The sequence below is a fragment of the Streptomyces kanasensis genome (assembly GCF_043077165.1).
Classification (GTDB): domain Bacteria; phylum Actinomycetota; class Actinomycetes; order Streptomycetales; family Streptomycetaceae; genus Streptomyces; species Streptomyces changanensis.
Map to the genome: position 1 here is coordinate 148,596 of NZ_JBIBSF010000013.1, position 18,812 is coordinate 167,407.

The following is an 18,812-nucleotide window of genomic DNA, read 5'->3' on the forward strand; positions in this document are numbered from 1 at the left end:
CTGGCACGCGCCAACACCACTGCCTGGCAGTACAGTTGAACGCTAGCGAAGTTTGCTGCTTGTTTTGACAGAACTGGTGAGTAGGTTCATTCGGCCTCGAGGCCGACCTTCGACACGGAGATCGTCAAACCCCCTCGACGGCAGCTCCACACCCCTTCACCTCGCTCCGCTGCCCCGCCCTCGGCCGGCGACATCCGCAGGACTGCCACATCGCGCAGCACAGAGTGCCGCTCCCATCCCTCCGGCAGCCCTTCCGCCTCGGCCTCACCCGCCCGCAGCCACCGACCGGCGACCGGCGCCACATGTGCCATGACCACCCGCAGATCGTCTTTCGACAGCCCCGCGCCCGGTAGCGGCACCTCCCCGCCCGCGTCCAGGCTCACCGACCCGTCCGCCTGCTCGAACACACACAGCACCCGCCCGGTGTCCGCACCCAACCTGGTCGTCAGCAGCTCCTCGCTCACCCCCGCCTCCCGACGGCTCAGCCGGTGCAGGTCCCCAGCCACATCCTCCGGCGCGCACACCCCTACGAGGTCAGCGAGATACGCCTCCGCCGACTCGCCCGCGGTCCGCTCCCCATCCAGCCGCCCCAGCTCCCGCCGAACCGACTCCTCCAGCCCATCGACGAACTCCTCCGCGTACACCTCATCGACAAGCCGCTGCACCCCGCCCGGCACCGCGATCCCGCCCGACTCCCTCGCCAGCAGCAACGACGTCCGCCACAGCAACCCAGCGTCGTACACCCGCCCCCACGTCACCGGCACCCGTCCACCGCCCGACGCATACGCCAACGGATCGAGCACCACCAGACGCGGCCTGCTCTCATCCGCCGCCCACTCCGGCCGGCCCGCCGCACCCCGCGCATGCCGCCGGCACCGCCCCGCCCGCTGCAACAACTGCGCCAATGGCGCCAGATCACTGACCACCACATCAAAGTCCAGGTCCAAGGACTGCTCCACCACCTGTGTGGCCACCAACACCGACCCCGACCGCGGCCCCGCCACCTCCCCCACGCGCGGCTTCCCGTACGCCGCCTCACACCCAGCGGTGATCTCCTGCCTCACCCCCGCCGCGAACCGCGAATGCAGCAGCCGCAAGCCTCCCTCCCGCGCCGCCAGCCCGGGAAACGCCTCCGTCAGGTCACGGAACGTCCGCTGTGCCTCCGCCACCGTGGTGCAGCACACCAGCGCCGCACCACCCTCCTCGACGACCTGCCGCAGTTCCTCCCGCAGCGCCGCCCGGCGGCCGCCGGCCCGCACTGGCGCCGACACCGCATCCGCCACGTCCCACTCGACCGGCCGCACCACCACATCCAGCGTCCGCTCCCGCCCACTGGCCACCTGCCGGGGCTCCGACACCTCTCCCGTACGCCCACTCACAAACAGCCACCCCGGATACCGCGGCTCCACCTCCCCGGCCCCCTCAAACCCGGCGCCGCGCCGGTACGCCTCCACCAGCGACCCCGCCGTACGCCCCGTCAACGTCGCCGACAACAACACCACCGGCGCCCCCAGCGCCCCCAGCCACTCCAGCAACCGCACCAGCAGCTGATGCATCCACGGACCGTACGCGTGCGCCTCATCGACCACGAAGACCTTCTCCGCCAACCCGAACAACCGCAGCACGCTGTACCGCAACGGCAACACGCCCGCCAGCACCTGGTCGATCGTCCCCACACCCAACGGCGCCAACAACCCCCGGTGCCGATACCGCAACCACCTCTCCGCCTCCGCAGCCGACAGCGACCCGGCACTCACCACCCCGCCCCCCAACTCCGCCGGCGGGGCCTCGGCAGGCCGCAGCCACGCCATCGAATGCAGCAGCGTCAACGCGCGCTCGCCCTCCAGCGACCGCTCGGCAAACCCCCGCACCCGCGGATACATCGCATCCGCCGTCGCCATCGTCGGCAACGCCACGAACACCCCCCGGCACTCCGCGGCCCGCCCCAACACCGCCGCCGCATACAACGCCGCCTCCGTCTTCCCGTCCCCCGTCGGCGCCGTCACCAGCAACAACCCCGAACCGCCCGGTTCCACCAACCCCCGCAGCCGCTCCACCAGATCCTGCTGCAACGGGTTCGGAGAGAAGCCAAACATCTCCTCGAACCGCTCCGACGCGAACGCCGCACGCCCCACACCCGCCGCCGACACCACGCCCGCGGCCGCCTTCCGCACCCGCCGCCAATGCCCATCCACCTGCTCCGGCGCAGCCCGCCACCCCAACGGCGGCATCAGCGACTCCACCACCCCCGTCTGGCTCACCAGCCAGTCCGACGCCACCACCAGCCCCGTAACCACCACCGCCAACTCCGCCGGCAGCCCCTGCTCCGGCACCGCCACGGCACCCGTCACCCGCCGCACCTCACGCAGATGCACACGCCGCTGCTCAGCCCACCCCGCGCCACCCAGACCCGGCTGATACGCCTCCGCGCGCGCCACTTCCCGGTCCTTTAGCACCTCACCGAAACACCCGTGATGACCCCCCAGCAACTGCGCCACCTGATGCCCCACCGCACCCCGCAGCAGCTGACGACCATCCGGCAACCGCCGCCCCTCGGGATACCCCAACTCCGCCAACAACGACGTCAACGCCCAATGTGTCGCTGCCTCGTGACGAAGCCCCCGCTCCCCCGCCACACCGGGCGGCACCTGGTAGACGGGATCGTCGCGTACGGCCGCGAACGCCTCGGGAACCTGCACCTGGAACGCCGGCGAGATCTTCCCCAGGTCATGCAACCCGGCCCAGAACGACACCACCGCCCGAGCATCCGGCACCGACAACCTCAGAGCACCCGCGATCCGGGCCCGCATCCCCTCACCTAGCAGCCGGTCCCACAGCACCTGACACACCGCAGCCGTATCCAGCAAATGACACAACACCGGATAAGAACGGGACAAACCCTTGCGCTTACCCCATAAACGAATGTCCGGACAAACATCACCCATCACGATGTGCTCACGCTTCATCACGCGCACATACCTAGCACCCCCCACTGACAACGAGGGCCGGACTGGCATGCAATGACCGCTCGACCAGCAGTGCCCACCTAGTAAAGGAATGGTAAAGCGATTGTGGAGTCGCAGCTCATGTGCTCTCCGCGCAGGCGGAGGCGAACCGTTCAGCTCGAGGTCCAGGCCTCGGAATGAGCCCGCTCCGGTTCCTTTCCGCATGAGCGGAGGTGAGCCGGCTGACATGTCCGCGGAGAAGTGCAGCGTCGGGTCCTCTCCGCGCGAGCGGAGGTGAACCGGTCCCTTGGAAGCGCGGGCTGGCCCGGCCGAAGTCTCTCCGCGTAGGCGGAGGTGTACCGCGGCTTGGCCTGGCGCCCCCGCTGGTTCGTTGCTCTCTGTGCAGGCGGAGGCGGGTGGTCGGCGACAGGCTCGGCGACAGGTCGGACGTCGAGGTGTTTCGTGGCTCGTGTCCCGTCTGCTCGGGTGGCTACGCTGCTGGTTGAGGTAGGGACGTGTACCTGGAGGAGTTGACGTTGCCTGCATTTGGTAAAGAAGTAGCAAAGCGTTGATAGAACCGCAGGTCGCGAAGGGTGCTCTCCGCGCGAGCGGAGGTGAACCGGCGACGATGGACGTCTTGAACTCGTGTGCGCTGTGCTCTCCGCGCGAGCGGAGGTGAACCGGGGTCACCGATGTACGGCGGCACGTCGTAGACGTGCTCTCCGCGCGAGCGGAGGTGAACCGTCCGTTCCGCCGATCCGGGAGCTCCCTGGGCGGTGCTCTCCGCGCGAGCGGAGGTGAACCGGTGTATTTCTGCACGGCTGGCCTTTCTCAGTTGTGCTCTCCGCGCGAGCGGAGGTGAACCGGTCCGCTCGACGCTGCCGTGGCCCCGCACTTCGTGCTCTCCGCGCGAGCGGAGGTGAACCGCGGGGCCGCCCGGACGGCCATCCGGTACGACCGTGCTCTCCGCGCGAGCGGAGGTGAACCCGGGCCTCGGGCAGGCCCAGGGCCTCGGCGCTCGTGCTCTCCGCGCGAGCGGAGGTGAACCGCAACACGCCCACCTGTACCAGGACACGTTGTGCTCTCCGCGCGAGCGGAGGTGAACCGGGCCCGGAGCCGCCCCTACCGGGCCGGCTTCTGTGCTCTCCGCGCGAGCGGAGGTGAACCGTGGAAGGCGCTGGCCCGGAAGCAGGAACAGCGGTGCTCTCCGCGCGAGCGGAGGTGAGCCGAGTGGGACGGCGCCGTAGACCGTTTCACCCGCGTGGTCTTCGCGCGAGCGGAGGTGAACCGGAGATCCGGGAGGGGCTGGAGCGGCGGGTGGAGTGCTCTCCGCGCGAGCGGAGGTGAACCGCTCATCACGGCCGGGCTCGTCGTCGTGACGTAGTGCTCTCCGCGCGAGCGGAGGTGAACCGAAATGAGTACCGACGCGGACCACGCCCGCCCCAGTGCTCTCCGCGCGAGCGGAGGTGAACCGCCAGAAGGCTGCGGCGGCCGGGCATCGGCCTGGTGCTCTCCGCGCGAGCGGAGGTGAACCGGCCACGGCCAGGCCCCACACCTGGGCGATGCCGTGCTCTCCGCGCGAGCGGAGGTGAACCGCCAGGGCCCGGGTTCGCCATCTCGACGAGGAGGTGCTATCCGCGCGAGCGGAGGTGAACCGTTCGCCTCACCGTGCGGCAAAGTGGAGAGGGTGTGCTCTCCGCGCGAGCGGAGGTGAACCGGTCGGGGTGGCGCAGAAGGCGGCCCAGCTCGTGTGCTCTCCGCGCGAGCGGAGGTGAACCGGAGCAGACTCCGGGTTCGATGTGAGCGACCGGGTGCTCTCCGCGCGAGCGGAGGTGAACCACGAGCCGAGAACGGACGCCTCTTCCACGATCCGTGCTCTCCGCGCGAGCGGAGGTGAACCACGAGCCGAGAACGGACGCCTCTTCCACGATCCGTGCTCTCCGCGCGAGCGGAGGTGAACCGGCGTGGGCCCGGCTCGGGGACCGGTCGCAGACGTGCTCTCCGCGCGAGCGGAGGTGAACCGACGATGACGACCCGGGCGGGCGCCTGGCCCGCGTGCTCTCCGCGCGAGCGGAGGTGAACCGCCGTACGGCGCCGACAAGGCGGACGCCGAGTCGTGCTCTCCGCGCGAGCGGAGGTGAACCGGCCCGGCGCCGCGAGCCGGTCACCGTCTACGCGTGCTCTCCGCGCGAGCGGAGGTGAACCGGCCGCCTTGGTGACGCGGGCGCCTGCCGCGTTGTGGTCTCCGCGCGAGCGGAGGTGAACCGACGGGGGCGCCTGGACCGACACGTCAGCCGCCGTGGTCTCCGCGCGAGCGGAGGTGAGCCGACCGTGCAGGTCACCTTCGGCGGGGACATCTAGTGCTCTCCGCGCGAGCGGAGGTGAGCCTGCACCCCGGGGGTGAGGGCGGCGTCCGGCCACATGGTCTCCGCGCGAGCGGAGGTGAACCGTCAATCAAAGGCCGCCCACAGCGCCGCACCGCGTGCTCTCCGCGCGAGCGGAGGTGAACCGAGGGCAACCGTTCCTCTGTGTCACGAGTCCTAGTGCTCTCCGCGCGAGCGGAGGTGAACCGACGAACGGGGTGAGGTCGACCTCGGCCTGAGCGTGGTCTCCGCGTGAGCGGAGGCCCCGCATCCTCCTCACCCCGACGTGCCGCCGCCGATCCAGGCGGTCCCCGCGACGGACGACATCGACGTGGCGATGATCTGGTACGAGACGCTCCAGGCACACGGCAGCGAGGGTGTGGTCGCCAAGCCCGCCCGTTCCCCGTACCGGGCGACGACGGTTTGGCAGAAGATTTGGCACGCGGAGACGGTCGACGTGCCGGTCGTCGGCCACACTGGGACGGCCGCCCACCCCCGGCACTTGGCCGTGAGGCTCCCCGGTGGCCGCGTCGCGCTGACGCAGCGGCTCACCGGCGCCCTTCGCGGCGGCCGCCGCGAGCACCTCCTCGCGGCCGGCCCCGGCCCGCGCGCACACGGACACCGGCGGGCCGTGCACCTCCACCAGGCGGATCGCCTCGTTGATCCGCGCCGCGGCAGGGCGCAGCCGGCCGTGAGGCCAGGAGGGGGAGGGCATGGAGAAAGCGTACGGGTCCGTATCGACAAGACGGTCGTTCCGTGGCTCGCAGCAATCTAGTGGTGGCCCGGCTTGATGGCTACGCTCCTGATCATGTCTGATCACGTGCAGGTATCGACGGCCACGCCCACGAAGGATGACGCCGAGGCCCTGGCTGGCTCCGCAGTCAAGGCCCGGCTTGCTGCCGGGGCCCAGGTGATCGGTCCGGTCACCAGCGTGTTCTGGCACTCCGGGGAGTACGGCACCGGTGAGGAGTACAAGGTCCTCCTCACCACCACGGCGGCGCGGTACCCGGAGCTGGAGGCTCACCTCCTGGCGGCGCACCCGTGGGACAACCCTGAGTTGATTGCCACGCCCATCGTGGGCGGCGCCGCGCGGGCCCTGGAGTGGATTCGAGACTCCGTGAGCCCGCAGCAGACCTAGGGGGCCGTGCGCTCGAGGACCGTCCGTACGGCGGGGAGTTGGCTGTGGGGGCGCAGGCTTTCCAGGACGGGCGCGATGCGCCGCATGGGGCGAATGGAGGCGACGCCGGTGGCGAGGTCCAGCGCGCGGTCCGTCGTCGCGGCGGCCTCCTTCACCTCCCCGGCGGTGAGGTAAGCCTCCGCGAGCCACGAGAGATAGAGCGACTTGTCCCGGGCGTACTCGTTCGGATACCGGCCGAGGGCGTCCGTGAGCGCGGGGACGGCGCGGAGCGGGCGGCGGAGCTCGGTCAGCAGCGGCCCGTCATGATGCCCAGCTCCGTGTGGTCCACCCAGGCCGACCAGTCCGGTTGCGGCTCGCCGTCCGGGGCGGTCTCCAGGGCCTCCCGAGCTGAGCTGAGCGCGGCCTCCGTCCCGTCCGGCTGACCGTCCACCGCGCAGGCCCACGCCAGCCGTTCATAGAGCAGGGCCCGGACGCTGGCCGGCGTCCTGTCTGTGATGGTGGCGCAGGAGTCTCGGGCGATGGCCACTGCCGTCCGCCGGTCGTCGGCGAGGGCGCCGTAGGCGAGGAAGGCCAAGCTGTTCCCGTACAGGTCGGCGTCACCAGCTTCCTGGGCGTACGCGCGGCTTTCCTCATAGAGGGAGGCCGCTTCCTTCCCTCGGCCGCCGTCGAAGGCTGCCCATCCGGCTTGTTGGGCTTGCTCGGCCAGGAGCGCGGTGAGCCGGAGGCGTGCGTGTTCCCCGGCGAAGGAGCCGCGGTGCAGGACGGCTTTCGTGCGCTGGACCTCCGCTAGGTACACGCGGTACGTGTCGCCGCCGCCGAGGATGTCATCCAGTCGGCGGAGTCGGGCGGTGCGCTCCCGGAGGAGATCCACGTAGGAGTTGGTGATGCGGGCCGGCGGGGCGGAGTGGTGGAGGGCGGGGAGCGCGGCGGCCAGGCCGGTCGCGGTGGCCACCTGGAGAACGGTACGGCGGTGCAAGTCTGGTCCAGCCGATTCCTGTGGAGCGGGAGCGACCTCCGCCTCCCACGGTCGGGGAGCGAGACCGACCATCTGCCCGGGTACCCGTAAGGCATCCGCGATCTGAACAATTTTTCCGAAGCTGCTGATCCGGCTCTGGCCGCGCGCCAGCGTGCCGACCCGGTCCGGCTTGATGTCGCACTCGGCGGCGATCCGGGAGTAGCTGATCCTGGCCCGTTCCCGGGCGAGGCGGAACACCGTGCCGAAATCGTGGGTGGACAACGCGTGCTGCATGGTCGCGTCGTCCAGGAGGTCACGCGGGAGCGCGGTCGGAGGCTGGTAGCTCATCGGCGGTCTCTTCCTGCCCGGTAAGGCTGTACGCCTGCTCTCGAGCGTGCCTACCCATCATGGGTATACACGGCGTGAGGACGCGCGGTGTTCGCCAGGACTCCACTCTCAACGTCTAAGCCCCGGGGCAGTGGTGTGCCGCTCCGGGGCGTGGACGACTGGTGAGGAGTCGCCGTGCTTGAGCGTATCCAACTGCCCGCCTCAGGCGGGGCAGTTGCTCACAGATCGCTGCCAGGGCCGGTGGTGGCCGGGCCGTGTGTACTGGTGCACTCGCGCGGGGACCGGGAACTGGCCGCCTCCACATGGCTGGTCCTGGCGGCGCGTACCCGGGAGAGGACGCCTGGGGGGAGTGGGACACCTGCCGTGTCGCCCTGCTGCGGTGCGGCAGCAGCCTGTTCTCCACCGTGCGCATCCCGGCGGACCTGGTCTACGCGGCGGCGGGCACTATCGACGCGGAGAACTGGCTGTGCTGGCTGGTCCCTCCCGGCACCATACGCCGCTGGATAGACCACCCCTTCGGCCTGTGCCTCAGCGGGCCCGTGGGGGTCGCCGTGCCGCCCCAGGCTCGTAGGGAGGGGCCCGGTCGGTTCTGGCTGCGGCCCCCGGTGCGCCGCTTCACGGACCCGAGCCTGCTGCGCCGGGTGCTGTGGAGGTACCAGCCGGCGCCCTCCCCGCACGATGTGGCCCTCCCGGGCATCCTGCGCCGCTTGGCCGAGCGGCAGTGAAGCGCCGGCCGCCGCCTCCCCCGCGGCGGCCGGTACCAGCGGGCCCACCTGGAGCGTGCCGCCTTCGCCGTCCCGTCACGGCGCGCGGAGGGTGCTCGGTGGGCCGGCCCCGCCGCAGGCGTAACCCGGGTGCCCGCCGCGGCGCGGGTCCCGGCCGCCCCCTCCACCAGGCCAGGGGGGCGGCCGGCCCCTTCTTCCGCACCCCCCTCACGACGATGACGAAGCCGAGGCCCACGCATGTGCCAGAGCACCGCCTACGACCCGGACGAGGATCTTCACTTCGACGGGCCGGACCCCAGTCGGGCGCGGTTCGTGCCCGACCCCTACGTCCGGCTCGCGGCCGCACGCCGCGAGCACCTTGACGCGGCGCTCCAGCGGCTGCAGGTCACCGGTCGGAGGCCGCGGGTGTGCCTGTACACGCCGCCGCGCCTCCTGGACCGCGCGCAGGCGTACGCCGACGAGCAGAAGTGGCAGGTCGCCGGGCGCTACACCGACGCCGACCGGGGCCCGGACCCGGAGGCACGGCCGGGTTGGTGCGGGCTGCGCATGCACCTGGCGGCCGGGTACGCCGACGGCGCCCTCGTCCTCTCCCCCGTCGTCATCAGCCCGGCGGCCGCCGTCTACGAGCGGCAGCTCGCCTGGTTCCACGCGCGGGGCCTGTTCGTCGCGCTGGTCGCCCCCGCCCGTGTGCCGGGGAGGCGCCGGTGACCGGCCACCTCTCCCCCGCCGCGCCGGCGGCCGCGATCGGCAGCTCCGGATTCGCGGTCTGCTTCCTCCCCGACGACTGCCGGGTGCGGCAGATGCGCCGGATCACCGCCGCCTACCTGCGCTCGCGCGGCCTGCTGCCGGTGCTGCACACCGCCCAGCTCGTCGTGTCCGAACTGGTCACCAACGCCATCCGGCACGGCCGGGGCGAAGTCGGGCTCACGGTCGCCGCGGGCGCCGACGGGCTGCGCATCGAGGTGAGCGACGACAACCCGGCCCCCGCGCGGCTGCGGCCGGCCGACGAGGCGGACGAGTGCGGCCGCGGGCTGCTGCTCGTCGACGCCCTGGCCACCACGTGGGGTGTCAGCCCCGACGGCCACACCACCCGGGCCGTCCTGCCGCTCCCCTTCGGGAGGCCGTGATGGTCACGGTCACCGGCAGCGCCACCACCCACCCCGCCCTCGCAGGGCACGTCTCCAACGACACCGCGACCGTGCGCCGGGCCCTGGCGGGCCTGCGCCGGTCGCTGGCCGCCGAGGCGGTCACCGGCCAGGTCTACGACGACCTGAACGCAGTCTTGGACGAGGGCGCCGACCTTGCGCCGGAGCAGGTGCTGCTCATCGCGGAGCGGCTCCGGGCGACGACCGCCTTGCTGATCGGGGTGGTGCCGCGCCTGGTCCACCCCTTCCCCGCCGAGGAGATGCTCCGCCTCCTCGACCTCAGCACCCATCACCCCCACCCCGCCGAGACGTGCGGGCACGTGCGCCGCCTCGCCCTGGCCGTTGTCGCCGTGCTCGACCTGATGGGCGACGACGCCCCATGACGCCGCCGCCCCGCACCCGCCCCCTGACCTGGCCCGACTGATACCGAGGACCACCATGGCCACCTCTTCCCCGTGCGGCCGGTCGCTGGCCGAGCGGGTGGTCGATCGCCACCTGAACTCCCTGCCCACCGAGGCGCTGCTGTTGCCGGACAGCTTCTTCATCGGGGAGATCACCACCCTGCTGACGCGGCCGATCGAGGACCGGGCCCTGGTGGTGATGGACGCCGGCATCGACCCCCACCACGTCGTCCTGGACGGCGGGCGCTACCGCGGCGACCGGCTCGCCACGTGCATGGACGGCGCCCGCACCCTGCGCACCGTCACCCGCACGGTGATCCCCGCGCCGCTCCAGACCGACGCCTACCGGGAGGTCGTGCGCGCGGCGACGCCGGCCGCCACGACCTTCCCGGACGACTGGCGGCCCCGGCCCGAGCAGCCGATCACGCTGATGCTGGACAAGTTCGCCCTGTTGCGGCCCTGCGGCGGCCCGCGGGTCATGGCCGAGCAGCTGCGGCACCTCGCCGCCCTGGAGGCCGAGGGCGCCGTCGTCGTGCGGATCCTGCCCGCGGACACGCTCCTGCCGGCCCCCGGCGGGCTGTTCCACGAGATCGTGCACCCCTCCGGTGGCCCGCTGTATGCGACGGAGGACGGCATCACCGTGCTCTACCAGCGCGGCCCGCACGCCGCCGCCCTGCGCTGCTACATGGACCGCTACGAGCAGGCCGCCCTCCCGCCCGCGGAGAGTCGCCGGCGCCTGGCGGAGGCCGCCGACGCGATGGAGGCGAAGGTCTGATGCCCAGCCTGGTCGCGCCCACCACGCACGTCGATCTCACGCCGCCGCCGATCCAGATCGTCGTGGGCGTGTACCTGCGCGGGCTGCGCCTGGCGCAGCGGCGCACCTTGGAGGAGGCCGCCGCGGCCGTGCGGGTCCGGGTCACCACCTCCACCATCAGCCGCTGGGAGCGCGCCGAGTCCCTCATGCCGCTCCAGGTCCTGGAAGCGCTGCTGCGGTACTACGGCCTGGAGCGCGCGCATGTGCAGTCGCTGAGCGACGCCTTCCCTTCGCTCATGCGCGGCTACCGGCTCCTTCCGCCGAGCCGACGGCACGCCGAGGACGATGAGCCGCGCGAGGGCCGGTGGGATTTGTGGACGGACGTCGCCGGCGACGAGGCGGTGGCCCGGTACACGGCCGTGGTGCGGGCCGCGAACGAGGCAGTGTTCTTCACGATGGGGCGGATCCCACCCGACTACCGCATCGACGAGTACCGCGCCGCGCTCATCGAGACCACCCCCCGCCACGACGAACCGGCCGCCGGGGCGCCGCCGTGGCTGGGCCGCCTGCCGCACAACGCGGACTCCCGCCGCCTGCTGCTGCTGCTGGACGACACCGTCCTTCGCCGGCCGGTCGGCGGACCGCGGGTGATGGCCGGACAGCTCCGCCACCTGCTGCGCCTGATGGACGGGCCCGCGGGCGCCGCCCCGGCCGACATCCGCGTCCTGCGCTCCGACCGGCTGATCGACGCCCACCACCTCGTCGGGGAGGTCGCCAACCTCACCGTCAACGGCCACCGCCTCCTCGCCGGCATGGACTCCATGCCCTGGTACCGCAATCGCTCCCGCCGCGCGCGGGCCGTCCACGACAGCCTGCGCCGGGCCGTCGAACAGTCCCCCGGGCACCGCGACTCCTACGCCCTGATCGAGCGGGCCGCCGAGCACTGGGAGAACCAGGCGGCGGCCACCCGCCGGCGCCACCCCGGCGAACCGCACCTCCGGGTGGTCAACGGCAGCGTCGGGTGCCGGCCGTGACCGCCGTGGCGGCGCCGGTGGCGACGCGGGCGCAGTGGGACGAGCACTACCTGCGCCACCGGCCCCGGCTGCTGTCCGAGCAGGAGTGCAGGCGCTTTCGGGGCCGGGTGCGGCCGCGCGCCGGGTGGACGGCGATCGACCTCGGGTGCGGCCCGGGGCAGTGGACGCGGCAGCTGCACCGGTGGGGCATGGACGTCACCGGATACGACTACAGCCAGCGCGCGATCGGCCAGGCCACACAGCGCGGCGTCGGCACCGTGTACGGGCAGCGGATCCGCTTCGACCTGTGGGACATCGTGCGCGACCCGTGCCCCGACGAGCTGCCGCCCGGCAGCATCGACCTGATCACCTGCCGCGCCTCCCTCGCCTACCTGGAGCCGCCCGCCCTGCTGGAGAAGGACCGGCCCCTGCTGGCACCGGGAGGGGTCTTCCACGCCCTCATCCCGGTCGCGTCCGGCCCGCTTCACGCCCCCTTCCACCGGGGCATGACGGTGCAGGAGATCGACCGACTCGGCTGCGACGGCTGGGCCGAACGCAGCACCTACCACCTCGGCCTCGGCCACTACGGGCTCGTCCTGCGTGCCCCCTCCGCCCCCGGCTGACGGCCGGGCCACGATCCCCCGCCTCCCGCCCGACGCCCAAGGGTCAAGGTCCCGGTGTAAGAGCTCGCTCGGGAGGCGGGTTCCACCACTACCCGACGGCCCCCCACGTCCATCCAGAACCTTCCTTCAACGGAGGTCCGACGTGTCCACCTTCCTCACACCACCCTCGCAGGCGCCGGTCGACCTGACGGCGCTCGCGAGTTTCGCCGCCTTACGCGGGCAACTGCGCGTGTCGCTGACCCCGCGGTGCAACATCGGCTGCCGCTTCTGCCACAACGAGAGCGACGTGCCGCCGCCCCTCCAGCGCCTGGACCGCAACCGGCAGCCCCGCCGGCGCGAGCTCGACGCGCACGAGATGATCAACGTGATCGGCACGTTGCTCGACGCCGGGCTGAAGCGCGTCTACTTCACCGGCGGCGAACCGCTGATCTCGCCCCTGGCCAAGCCCGTGCTGTCCGGTCTTCCCGACGCGGGTCCCGACGGCTCGTACACGCTGATCACCAACGGTACGCGCGTGAGGGCGAACCGGAGCTGGCTGCGGCGCACGCGCCTGGACAAGGTGAAGGTCTCGCTGCACTACTTCTCCGACGCCTCCCTGTACGAGATCGCGCAGACGAAGGTCGGCATCGCCGCGGTCCTGGACGGCGTCGACGCCGCTCGGGAACTGGGGCGCCGGGTGGAGCTGAACTGCCTGCTGCTGAAGGAGAACGCCCACGAGGTCCGCGGCATCCTCGACTACGCGCTGGAGCGGCGGCTGCCGGTGCAGTTCATCGAGCTGGTAGACACCGACTTCAACTCCGGCATGGCCGGCTCCGCGCTCTCGGCGGACGGCATCATCAGCCACCTGCGCACCCTGACCAGCGACGAGCACACCGAGGCCGCCGGTGTAGGGCAGGGGCGGCGGGTCTTCCGCATCGACGGCGTCGAGGTCGACGTGATCCACCGCGACCTCGGCCGTTACCACGTCGGCCAGTGTGGCACCTGCCCCCAGCGGTCCGCTTGCGTGGAGGGCTTTTGGGCGCTGCGCGTCGACCACGCCGGCGGCGTCCAGCCCTGCCTCCTGCGTAACGACCTCCGGATCAAGATCAACGACCTGTTGGACGACCCCACGGCCCTCACCCACGCCGTCGCCCACCACATCGACGCCTTCACCCAGGGGACCCTGTGAACACGACACCCGGCCCGTACCAGCCGCTGGCCCACGACCATCCGCGCCACCCGTTCGTCGTCCTGGAGGGCGTCTCCGGTATCGGCAAGTCGACCCTCACCGCCGCCCTGGCCGCCCAGCTCGGCGCCTCCTCCCTCCACACCCTGCCCCGCCCCCACGCCGCCTGGTCCAAGACGGTCAACAGCCGACTGCGTCCGCTGCCGCAGTTCGCGTTCTACCTCTCCGGCGCGCTGCACGCCTCCGACCGGATCCGCGAATGCCGGGCCATCGGGCCGGTCGTCGCCGACCGCTACATCTCCTCCGTGGTCGCCTGCCACGCCGCCGTCCACCGGGTCCCGGTCGAGACGGTGCAAGGGCTGCTGGCCCCCTTCCACCCCTACCTGGTGGCACCCGACCTCACGTTCTACCTGCGCTGCTCGCACGCCACCTTGCGCGCGCGTCTGGCCACGAAGACGGACCTGAAGCAGGACGACACCGACCTGCTCACCGTGCCGGACCGGCTCGCCAGGCTGGTCGCGAACTTCGACCGCGTCGCCGGCACGGACCCCAGCGCGGTCGTCCTCGACACCGACGACCGCAGCCCGGACGACCTCGCCCGCGCCATCCAGGCCCACATCGAGGAACACCAGGCATGCTGAACCCCATCGACACCGCCGCGGTCATCCGCGAGGGCGGCGCCATCGGGCGGTTCCCCGGCGACCTCCACGAGGGCGTCGGATGGTGGCTGGGCGCCTGCCTCGTCGTCACCCAGAAGGCGTCCCGCTTGGCCCTGGCCCACAACGGCCACCCCGCCGCCGTCCGCTTCGCGGGGCCCGCGCTGTCCGGGGCCATCAACGCCGAGCACTACGCCTGCCTGGTCCGCGACCTCGGCCACCAGACCGAGGAGGCCCTCCAGCGCGTGCTGGCCACCGAGCAGACCCCCGGCATCTACCTCGCCGCGGACGGCGACCCGGCGCACTGCCACATCCGCATCACGCTCTACGACCGCGACGCCGCCCCCTTGCGCGAGGAGACCGGCCTCGCCGAGATCCGACGCCGCATCACCGAGGACCGCGTGCCCATCCCCGTCAACGCCCAGGCGAAAGGCCGCATCGTGACCGCCCCGGCCGAACCCCGACAGGGGGACGCGCCGTGATCGACGCCGACGACATCATCCGCTCGGGCAACAGCATCCTCTTCGTCACCCTCGACTCCCTGCGCTACGACGTGGCGCGCGACGCCTTCGACGCAGGGCACACCCCACAACTGGCCCAGCTCCTGCCCGCAGGCGGCTGGGAACGCCGCCAGACGCCCGGGACCTTCACCCTGCCGGCCCACATGGCGTTCTTCTCCGGCTTCCTGCCCAAGCTGCCCCAGCCGCAGCAGCCACCGCGCCTGTGGGAGTGCCGCCCGCCCGCCTTCAAGACACCCCACCCCGGCACCTTCGTCTTCGAGGCGGCCAACCTCCTCAAGGGCCTGGCCCTGCACGGCTACCGCAGCATCTGCATCGGAGGCGTGACCTACTTCTCCCGCGAAACGCCCCTCGGGTCGGTCCTGCCGGACATGTTCGACGAGGACCACTGGGAGCCGAGGTTCTGCTCCCCCGAGCCGGACTCCACCCGCCACCAGGTCGACCGCGCGCTCGCCATCGCCGACCACTACACGGGCCAGCCGCTGCTGCTGTTCGTCAACATCTCGGCCACCCACGTCCCGCACGGCCACTACCTGGGCGACAGCAACGACACCACCGCATCCCAGCACGCCGCGCTCGCCTACACCGACAAGCACCTCGCGTGCCTGATCACCAGCCTCACCAGCCGCGGCCGCTGGCTGATCATCATGTGCGCCGACCACGGCGATGCCTACGGCGAGGACGGCTTCCACGGCCGCGGCATCGCCCACCCGGCCGTCATGAACGTCCCCTTCACGGCCATGGTCCGCGGCTGACCACTACGCTCACGCACCATGAGCACTCCCACACCCGGCGGGACCGGACCGGACGCCTCGGTCATCGTCGCCCGTGACGACCAGGGCCTCGTCGCGCTGCTGAGCGCGCCTTTCCCCGACCACGGCGGCGAGTACCTCTTCCTCCCAGGTGGTCGGCAGGAGGTAGGCGAGACACCGCAGGAGTGCGCGGTGCGCGAGCTGAAGGAGGAGGCGGGCATCACCGCCTCCTCCTGGCGTGCCCTGGGCTCGTACGCCATCACCCTCTCCTGCCCCGCCCGCGTCCACCTCTTCGAAGCCACCGGCCTCACCCTCGGCCCGCAAGACCTCACCCCCACCGAGGTCGACTTCAAGCTCTCCTGGTGGCCCCTGAACGAAGCCCTCGACGCTGCAGCGGCCGGCCGCTTCCTCCTCCCCGCAGGCCCCCTCGCCCTCCTGCTCGCGCAGCGCTGAGGACGCCGACCCACCACCAGAACGGAACCCTGTGATGGGTGACGAGCTACGCATGGAGTGGGCGGTCCGGCGAGAGGCACGGCCGCCACGGCCAGCAGCTCGTTGACCTTGATGGGCGCTATGTCGGTATCAGGAAAGTCGCGAGAATGGGGGCTGACCGCGGGAGAATCTCAGGTCAGCAAGTGTGCTCCCCGCGCCCGCAGGGACCCACCGGCCGCGCCGCCCGGTGTCGGCGTCGAGTGCTCCCCGAGCCAGCGGAGGTGAACCGTCGCCGAGGGTCACGGTTCCGTCTGTGTTGATGTGGTCTCCGCGCGCGCGGAGACCACGCCATGATCTTCTCGTCGAGCTTGGGGATGCGCGGGTCACCTCCGCTCGCGCGGGAACCACACCGCGTCGTACGCGAGCGGCCTGCCCTTGGGCGCGTCACCGAGACCGGTGAGGGCGGGGGCGGGCAGTTGGCCAAGGGCGGGACCTCGGGTCCCTTGTCAGGTCATCTCCGTGTGCTCGGGCAGCTACGCTGCTGGCTGGTTGGGGTGCTGCCTACGGGCATGGAGGAAATGACGATGCTCGGGAGCAGTAAAGAAGTAGCAAAGTGCTGGTAGAACCGCAGGTCGCGAAGGGTCCTCTCCGCGCGAGCGGAGGTGAGCCGTAAGGCGGAGCCCACCCAAGGTATTTGGCGCCGTCCTCTCCGCGCGAGCGGAGGTGAGCCGCTGTTTGCCGTACTTCTCGCAGACTTCGAACGGTCCTCTCCGCGCGAGCGGAGGTGAGCCGATGTGACGCGGCTGCCCGTCGGCGAGGGGTGAGTCCTCTCCGCGCGAGCGGAGGTGAGCCGGTCAGGCACCTCTTGTCGTTCCTCGCCCTGTGGTCCTCTCCGCGCGAGCGGAGGTGAGCCGACATGGGTCCTCAGCAGCCACGCCGAGCACTAGTCCTCTCCGCGCGAGCGGAGGTGAGCCGGGGTCGGTGCCGTACCCGCTGACGGTTCCGAGGTCCTCTCCGCGCGAGCGGAGGTGAGCCGCTCCGGGCCGGTGTGGCACCGAACGCGTCAGCGTCCTCTCCGCGCGAGCGGAGGTGAGCCGAGCGGGCAGGCGGTAGCCGGGAGTCAGCGAGTGTCCTCTCCGCGCGAGCGGAGGTGAGCCAGCCGTGAAGATGGCGGCGGCCGGGCTGGCGGCGTCCTCTCCGCGCGAGCGGAGGTGAACCGTGGTCGGCGTCCATGTCCTCGGACGCGACGGTGTCCTCTCCGCGCGAGCGGGAGGTGAACCGGACAGCACCTCGCCCTCCCACGGCGCGCACAGGTCCTCTCCGCGCGAGCGGAGGTGAGCCGTCCACGCCCACCCACGTCGAGATCGACGTCACGTCCTCTCCGCGCGAGCGGAGGTGAGCCGCCCGAGCTCGCCCCGGGCGAGACGCCGCTGTAGTCCTCTCCGTGCGAGCGGAGGTGAGCCGACGCCGCCCTCAGGGTGGTCGTCCGCCGGGTGGTGCTCTCCGCGTGAGCGGAGATGAGCCGTCCTCCAGCCACACGCCGTGGTCACGACCGCCGTGCTCTCGGCGCGAGCGGAGGTGAACCGTCCTGCGCCAGAACAGCGGCCTCGTCGCCGTCGTCGTCTCCGCGCGAGCAGAAGTGAGCCGGCGTGACCGGGGCGGAGACCGGCGGTGTTGATGAGCTCTCCGCGCAAGCGGACGCCAAGGTCGAGCCGAAGTCTTCTCCACGCAGGCGGATGTGGGCCACAGCCAGCATGGCTACGCTGACGTCTGCACGATCTCGTGTGAAATAACGCTGGAGGAGCTGGCCTTGCTGATCCGATGTAAAGAAGCGGCAAAGGGCCTCTAGAATCGCAGGTCGCGAAGGGTGCTCTCCGCGCAGGCGGAGGTGAACCTCTTCCGCTCCGACCGGCCCTTCCACCCGGGCCGTGCTCTCCGCGCAGGCGGAGGTGAACCGCGGCCGGTGGGCGACGGGTGGGCGTGGGCGCGGTGCTCTCCGCGCAGCGGAGGTGAACCGACCATGCTGGTCGCCCGCGCAACGGGTGAGATGTGCTCTCCGCGCAGGCGGAGGTGAACCGTAGGCCAGCGAGGGATCGGGAGTGCCTGACTCGTGCTCTCCGCGCAGGCGGAGGTGAACCGGACCGCGTGATCGCGGCCACGGGCGAGAAGCCGTGCTCTCCGCGCAGGCGGAGGTGAACCGCTCGTAGCCGTACGGATGACGCGTCAGGAAGCGCCCTCTCCGCGCGAGCGGAGGTGAACCGCCTGGGCGTTCGTCTCACGGATCTCCGAGGAAGTCCTCTCCACGCGAGCGGAGGTCAACCGTCGAGGAGGCTGCGCTCGCGCATCGCCTGCATCTGCCGCTCGGCGACCCCTCGGCGGCCGGTTCGGGCGCGGCGGTCCGGTGTGCCTCGAGCGCGCGGCGGTAGCCGGCCGACGGCGTTCGTGGCGTCTTCACCTGCCCGGCAGGCATCGTCCGGTCTCCCGAGGAGGGGCTGGTGCCGGCGGCTTCGGCCGACGGTGTCTTCGGCGGGGCGGCCATAGGTGGCAGGACGCGCAGGGACCGTACGTTCGCGCCGGGCACCTTCTCGTTGGCGGCCTCGACAAGCCGCGGCGCGACCCAGCGCACCTTCGTGCCGTACGCCGAGGCGTCAGGGGCGACGTCCAGGCGGCCGGTAAGTCGTCGCACCGCGCATCGCTGCAGAGCTGGCGCTGCGGCAGACCCCGGCCGAGCTCGGCGCGCGGCTGGGCGGCGTGGGCCATCGACAGCCGGTAGAGCCGCTGCCACCTAGGGTCTGTTGCGAAAGTGGATCTTGTTCGGTGATGATCACGTCCTGTGGGACGTGGGGATCTGACGAACAGCCAGTGGGCCCGGCTTGAGC

At 71.7% G+C, this 18,812-nt stretch carries 16 protein-coding genes and 2 CRISPR repeat arrays; of the genes, 13 read left to right on the forward strand and 3 right to left on the reverse strand.

Features of this window, described 5'->3' with window-relative positions; genetic code table 11:
- Positions 1–86 precede the first annotated feature (86 nt).
- Positions 87–2,966 (reverse strand): CRISPR-associated helicase Cas3', encoded by a 2,880-nt coding sequence (cas3, locus tag ACF053_RS27735; RefSeq protein WP_391956526.1) that lies wholly within the window; start codon positions 2,964–2,966, stop codon positions 87–89.
- 572 nt (positions 2,967–3,538) lie between these two features.
- Positions 3,539–5,517: direct repeats of the CRISPR family, unit length 29 nt; unit sequence GTGCTCTCCGCGCGAGCGGAGGTGAACCG.
- Between the two features lie 599 nt (positions 5,518–6,116).
- On the opposite strand from cas3, the gene cutA reads away from it, so the two are divergent.
- Positions 6,117–6,446 carry a divalent-cation tolerance protein CutA gene (gene cutA, locus ACF053_RS27740; protein ID WP_391956505.1) on the forward strand — a complete coding sequence of 110 codons (330 nt, stop codon included), beginning with the start codon at positions 6,117–6,119 and terminating at the stop codon, positions 6,444–6,446.
- Here cutA and ACF053_RS27745 read toward each other — a convergent pair.
- Complete coding sequence (locus tag ACF053_RS27745) at positions 6,443–6,601, reverse strand: hypothetical protein (RefSeq protein ID WP_391956506.1); 159 nt, start codon at positions 6,599–6,601, stop codon at positions 6,443–6,445. The genes cutA and ACF053_RS27745 overlap by 4 nt on opposite strands.
- 131 nt (positions 6,602–6,732) lie before the next feature.
- Positions 6,733–7,749, reverse strand: a complete 1,017-nt coding sequence (locus ACF053_RS27750) for a helix-turn-helix domain-containing protein (protein WP_391956507.1) — start codon at positions 7,747–7,749, stop codon at positions 6,733–6,735.
- 302 nt (positions 7,750–8,051) lie between these two features.
- Between ACF053_RS27750 and ACF053_RS27755 the strand changes: the two genes are divergently transcribed.
- The 12 genes from ACF053_RS27755 (at position 8,052) to ACF053_RS27810 (ending at position 15,954) form a co-directional block, all read left to right on the forward strand.
- Entirely contained in the window at positions 8,052–8,474 is a 423-nt protein-coding gene (locus ACF053_RS27755) for a hypothetical protein (protein ID WP_391956508.1), read from the forward strand.
- 237 nt (positions 8,475–8,711) lie between these two features.
- A complete protein-coding gene (locus tag ACF053_RS27760) occupies positions 8,712–9,182 on the forward strand; it encodes a hypothetical protein (RefSeq protein ID WP_391956509.1) in 471 nt (156 codons plus the stop codon).
- Positions 9,179–9,601, forward strand: a complete 423-nt coding sequence (locus ACF053_RS27765) for an ATP-binding protein (RefSeq protein ID WP_391956510.1) — start codon at positions 9,179–9,181, stop codon at positions 9,599–9,601. Before ACF053_RS27760 ends, ACF053_RS27765 begins: the two co-directional genes overlap by 4 nt.
- The gene (locus ACF053_RS27770) at positions 9,601–10,002 is read left to right on the forward strand and encodes a hypothetical protein (RefSeq protein ID WP_391956511.1); all 402 of its coding nucleotides are present in this window, start codon (positions 9,601–9,603) and stop codon (positions 10,000–10,002) included. The genes ACF053_RS27765 and ACF053_RS27770 overlap by 1 nt, the downstream gene beginning before the upstream one ends.
- A 55-nt stretch (positions 10,003–10,057) precedes the next feature.
- Positions 10,058–10,795, forward strand: a complete 738-nt coding sequence (locus tag ACF053_RS27775) for a Scr1 family TA system antitoxin-like transcriptional regulator (protein ID WP_391956512.1) — start codon at positions 10,058–10,060, stop codon at positions 10,793–10,795.
- Positions 10,795–11,808 carry a Scr1 family TA system antitoxin-like transcriptional regulator gene (locus ACF053_RS27780; protein WP_391956513.1) on the forward strand — a complete coding sequence of 338 codons (1,014 nt, stop codon included), beginning with the start codon at positions 10,795–10,797 and terminating at the stop codon, positions 11,806–11,808. The genes ACF053_RS27775 and ACF053_RS27780 overlap by 1 nt, the downstream gene beginning before the upstream one ends.
- The gene (locus ACF053_RS27785; protein ID WP_391956514.1) at positions 11,805–12,410 is read left to right on the forward strand and encodes a class I SAM-dependent methyltransferase; all 606 of its coding nucleotides are present in this window, start codon (positions 11,805–11,807) and stop codon (positions 12,408–12,410) included. The genes ACF053_RS27780 and ACF053_RS27785 overlap by 4 nt, the downstream gene beginning before the upstream one ends.
- Before the next feature lie 142 nt (positions 12,411–12,552).
- On the forward strand, positions 12,553–13,578 hold the full coding sequence (locus ACF053_RS27790) for a radical SAM protein (protein ID WP_391956515.1): 1,026 nt from the start codon (positions 12,553–12,555) through the stop codon (positions 13,576–13,578).
- Entirely contained in the window at positions 13,575–14,216 is a 642-nt protein-coding gene (locus ACF053_RS27795; protein ID WP_391956516.1) for a dTMP kinase, read from the forward strand. Before ACF053_RS27790 ends, ACF053_RS27795 begins: the two co-directional genes overlap by 4 nt.
- On the forward strand, positions 14,210–14,713 hold the full coding sequence (locus ACF053_RS27800; RefSeq protein WP_391956517.1) for a hypothetical protein: 504 nt from the start codon (positions 14,210–14,212) through the stop codon (positions 14,711–14,713). Before ACF053_RS27795 ends, ACF053_RS27800 begins: the two co-directional genes overlap by 7 nt.
- Positions 14,710–15,504 carry an STM4013/SEN3800 family hydrolase gene (locus tag ACF053_RS27805; protein ID WP_391956518.1) on the forward strand — a complete coding sequence of 265 codons (795 nt, stop codon included), beginning with the start codon at positions 14,710–14,712 and terminating at the stop codon, positions 15,502–15,504. The genes ACF053_RS27800 and ACF053_RS27805 overlap by 4 nt, the downstream gene beginning before the upstream one ends.
- Before the next feature lie 18 nt (positions 15,505–15,522).
- The gene (locus ACF053_RS27810; RefSeq protein WP_391956519.1) at positions 15,523–15,954 is read left to right on the forward strand and encodes an NUDIX hydrolase; all 432 of its coding nucleotides are present in this window, start codon (positions 15,523–15,525) and stop codon (positions 15,952–15,954) included.
- Between the two features lie 620 nt (positions 15,955–16,574).
- Positions 16,575–17,153: direct repeats of the CRISPR family, unit length 29 nt; unit sequence GTCCTCTCCGCGCGAGCGGAGGTGAGCCG.
- The last annotated feature ends 1,659 nt before the right edge of the window (positions 17,154–18,812 follow it).

Excerpts from the sequence above, each read along its gene's own strand:
- cas3 (WP_391956526.1), bottom strand. The coding sequence starts at position 2,966 with ATGAAGCGTGAGCACATCGTGATGGGTGATGTTTGTCCGGACATTCGT.
- cutA (WP_391956505.1), top strand. The coding sequence starts at position 6,117 with ATGTCTGATCACGTGCAGGTATCGACGGCCACGCCCACGAAGGATGAC.
- ACF053_RS27750 (WP_391956507.1), bottom strand. The coding sequence starts at position 7,749 with ATGAGCTACCAGCCTCCGACCGCGCTCCCGCGTGACCTCCTGGACGAC.
- ACF053_RS27755 (WP_391956508.1), top strand. The coding sequence starts at position 8,052 with ATGGCTGGTCCTGGCGGCGCGTACCCGGGAGAGGACGCCTGGGGGGAG.
- ACF053_RS27760 (WP_391956509.1), top strand. The coding sequence starts at position 8,712 with ATGTGCCAGAGCACCGCCTACGACCCGGACGAGGATCTTCACTTCGAC.
- ACF053_RS27770 (WP_391956511.1), top strand. The coding sequence starts at position 9,601 with ATGGTCACGGTCACCGGCAGCGCCACCACCCACCCCGCCCTCGCAGGG.
- ACF053_RS27775 (WP_391956512.1), top strand. The coding sequence starts at position 10,058 with ATGGCCACCTCTTCCCCGTGCGGCCGGTCGCTGGCCGAGCGGGTGGTC.
- ACF053_RS27780 (WP_391956513.1), top strand. The coding sequence starts at position 10,795 with ATGCCCAGCCTGGTCGCGCCCACCACGCACGTCGATCTCACGCCGCCG.
- ACF053_RS27800 (WP_391956517.1), top strand. The coding sequence starts at position 14,210 with ATGCTGAACCCCATCGACACCGCCGCGGTCATCCGCGAGGGCGGCGCC.
- ACF053_RS27810 (WP_391956519.1), top strand. The coding sequence starts at position 15,523 with ATGAGCACTCCCACACCCGGCGGGACCGGACCGGACGCCTCGGTCATC.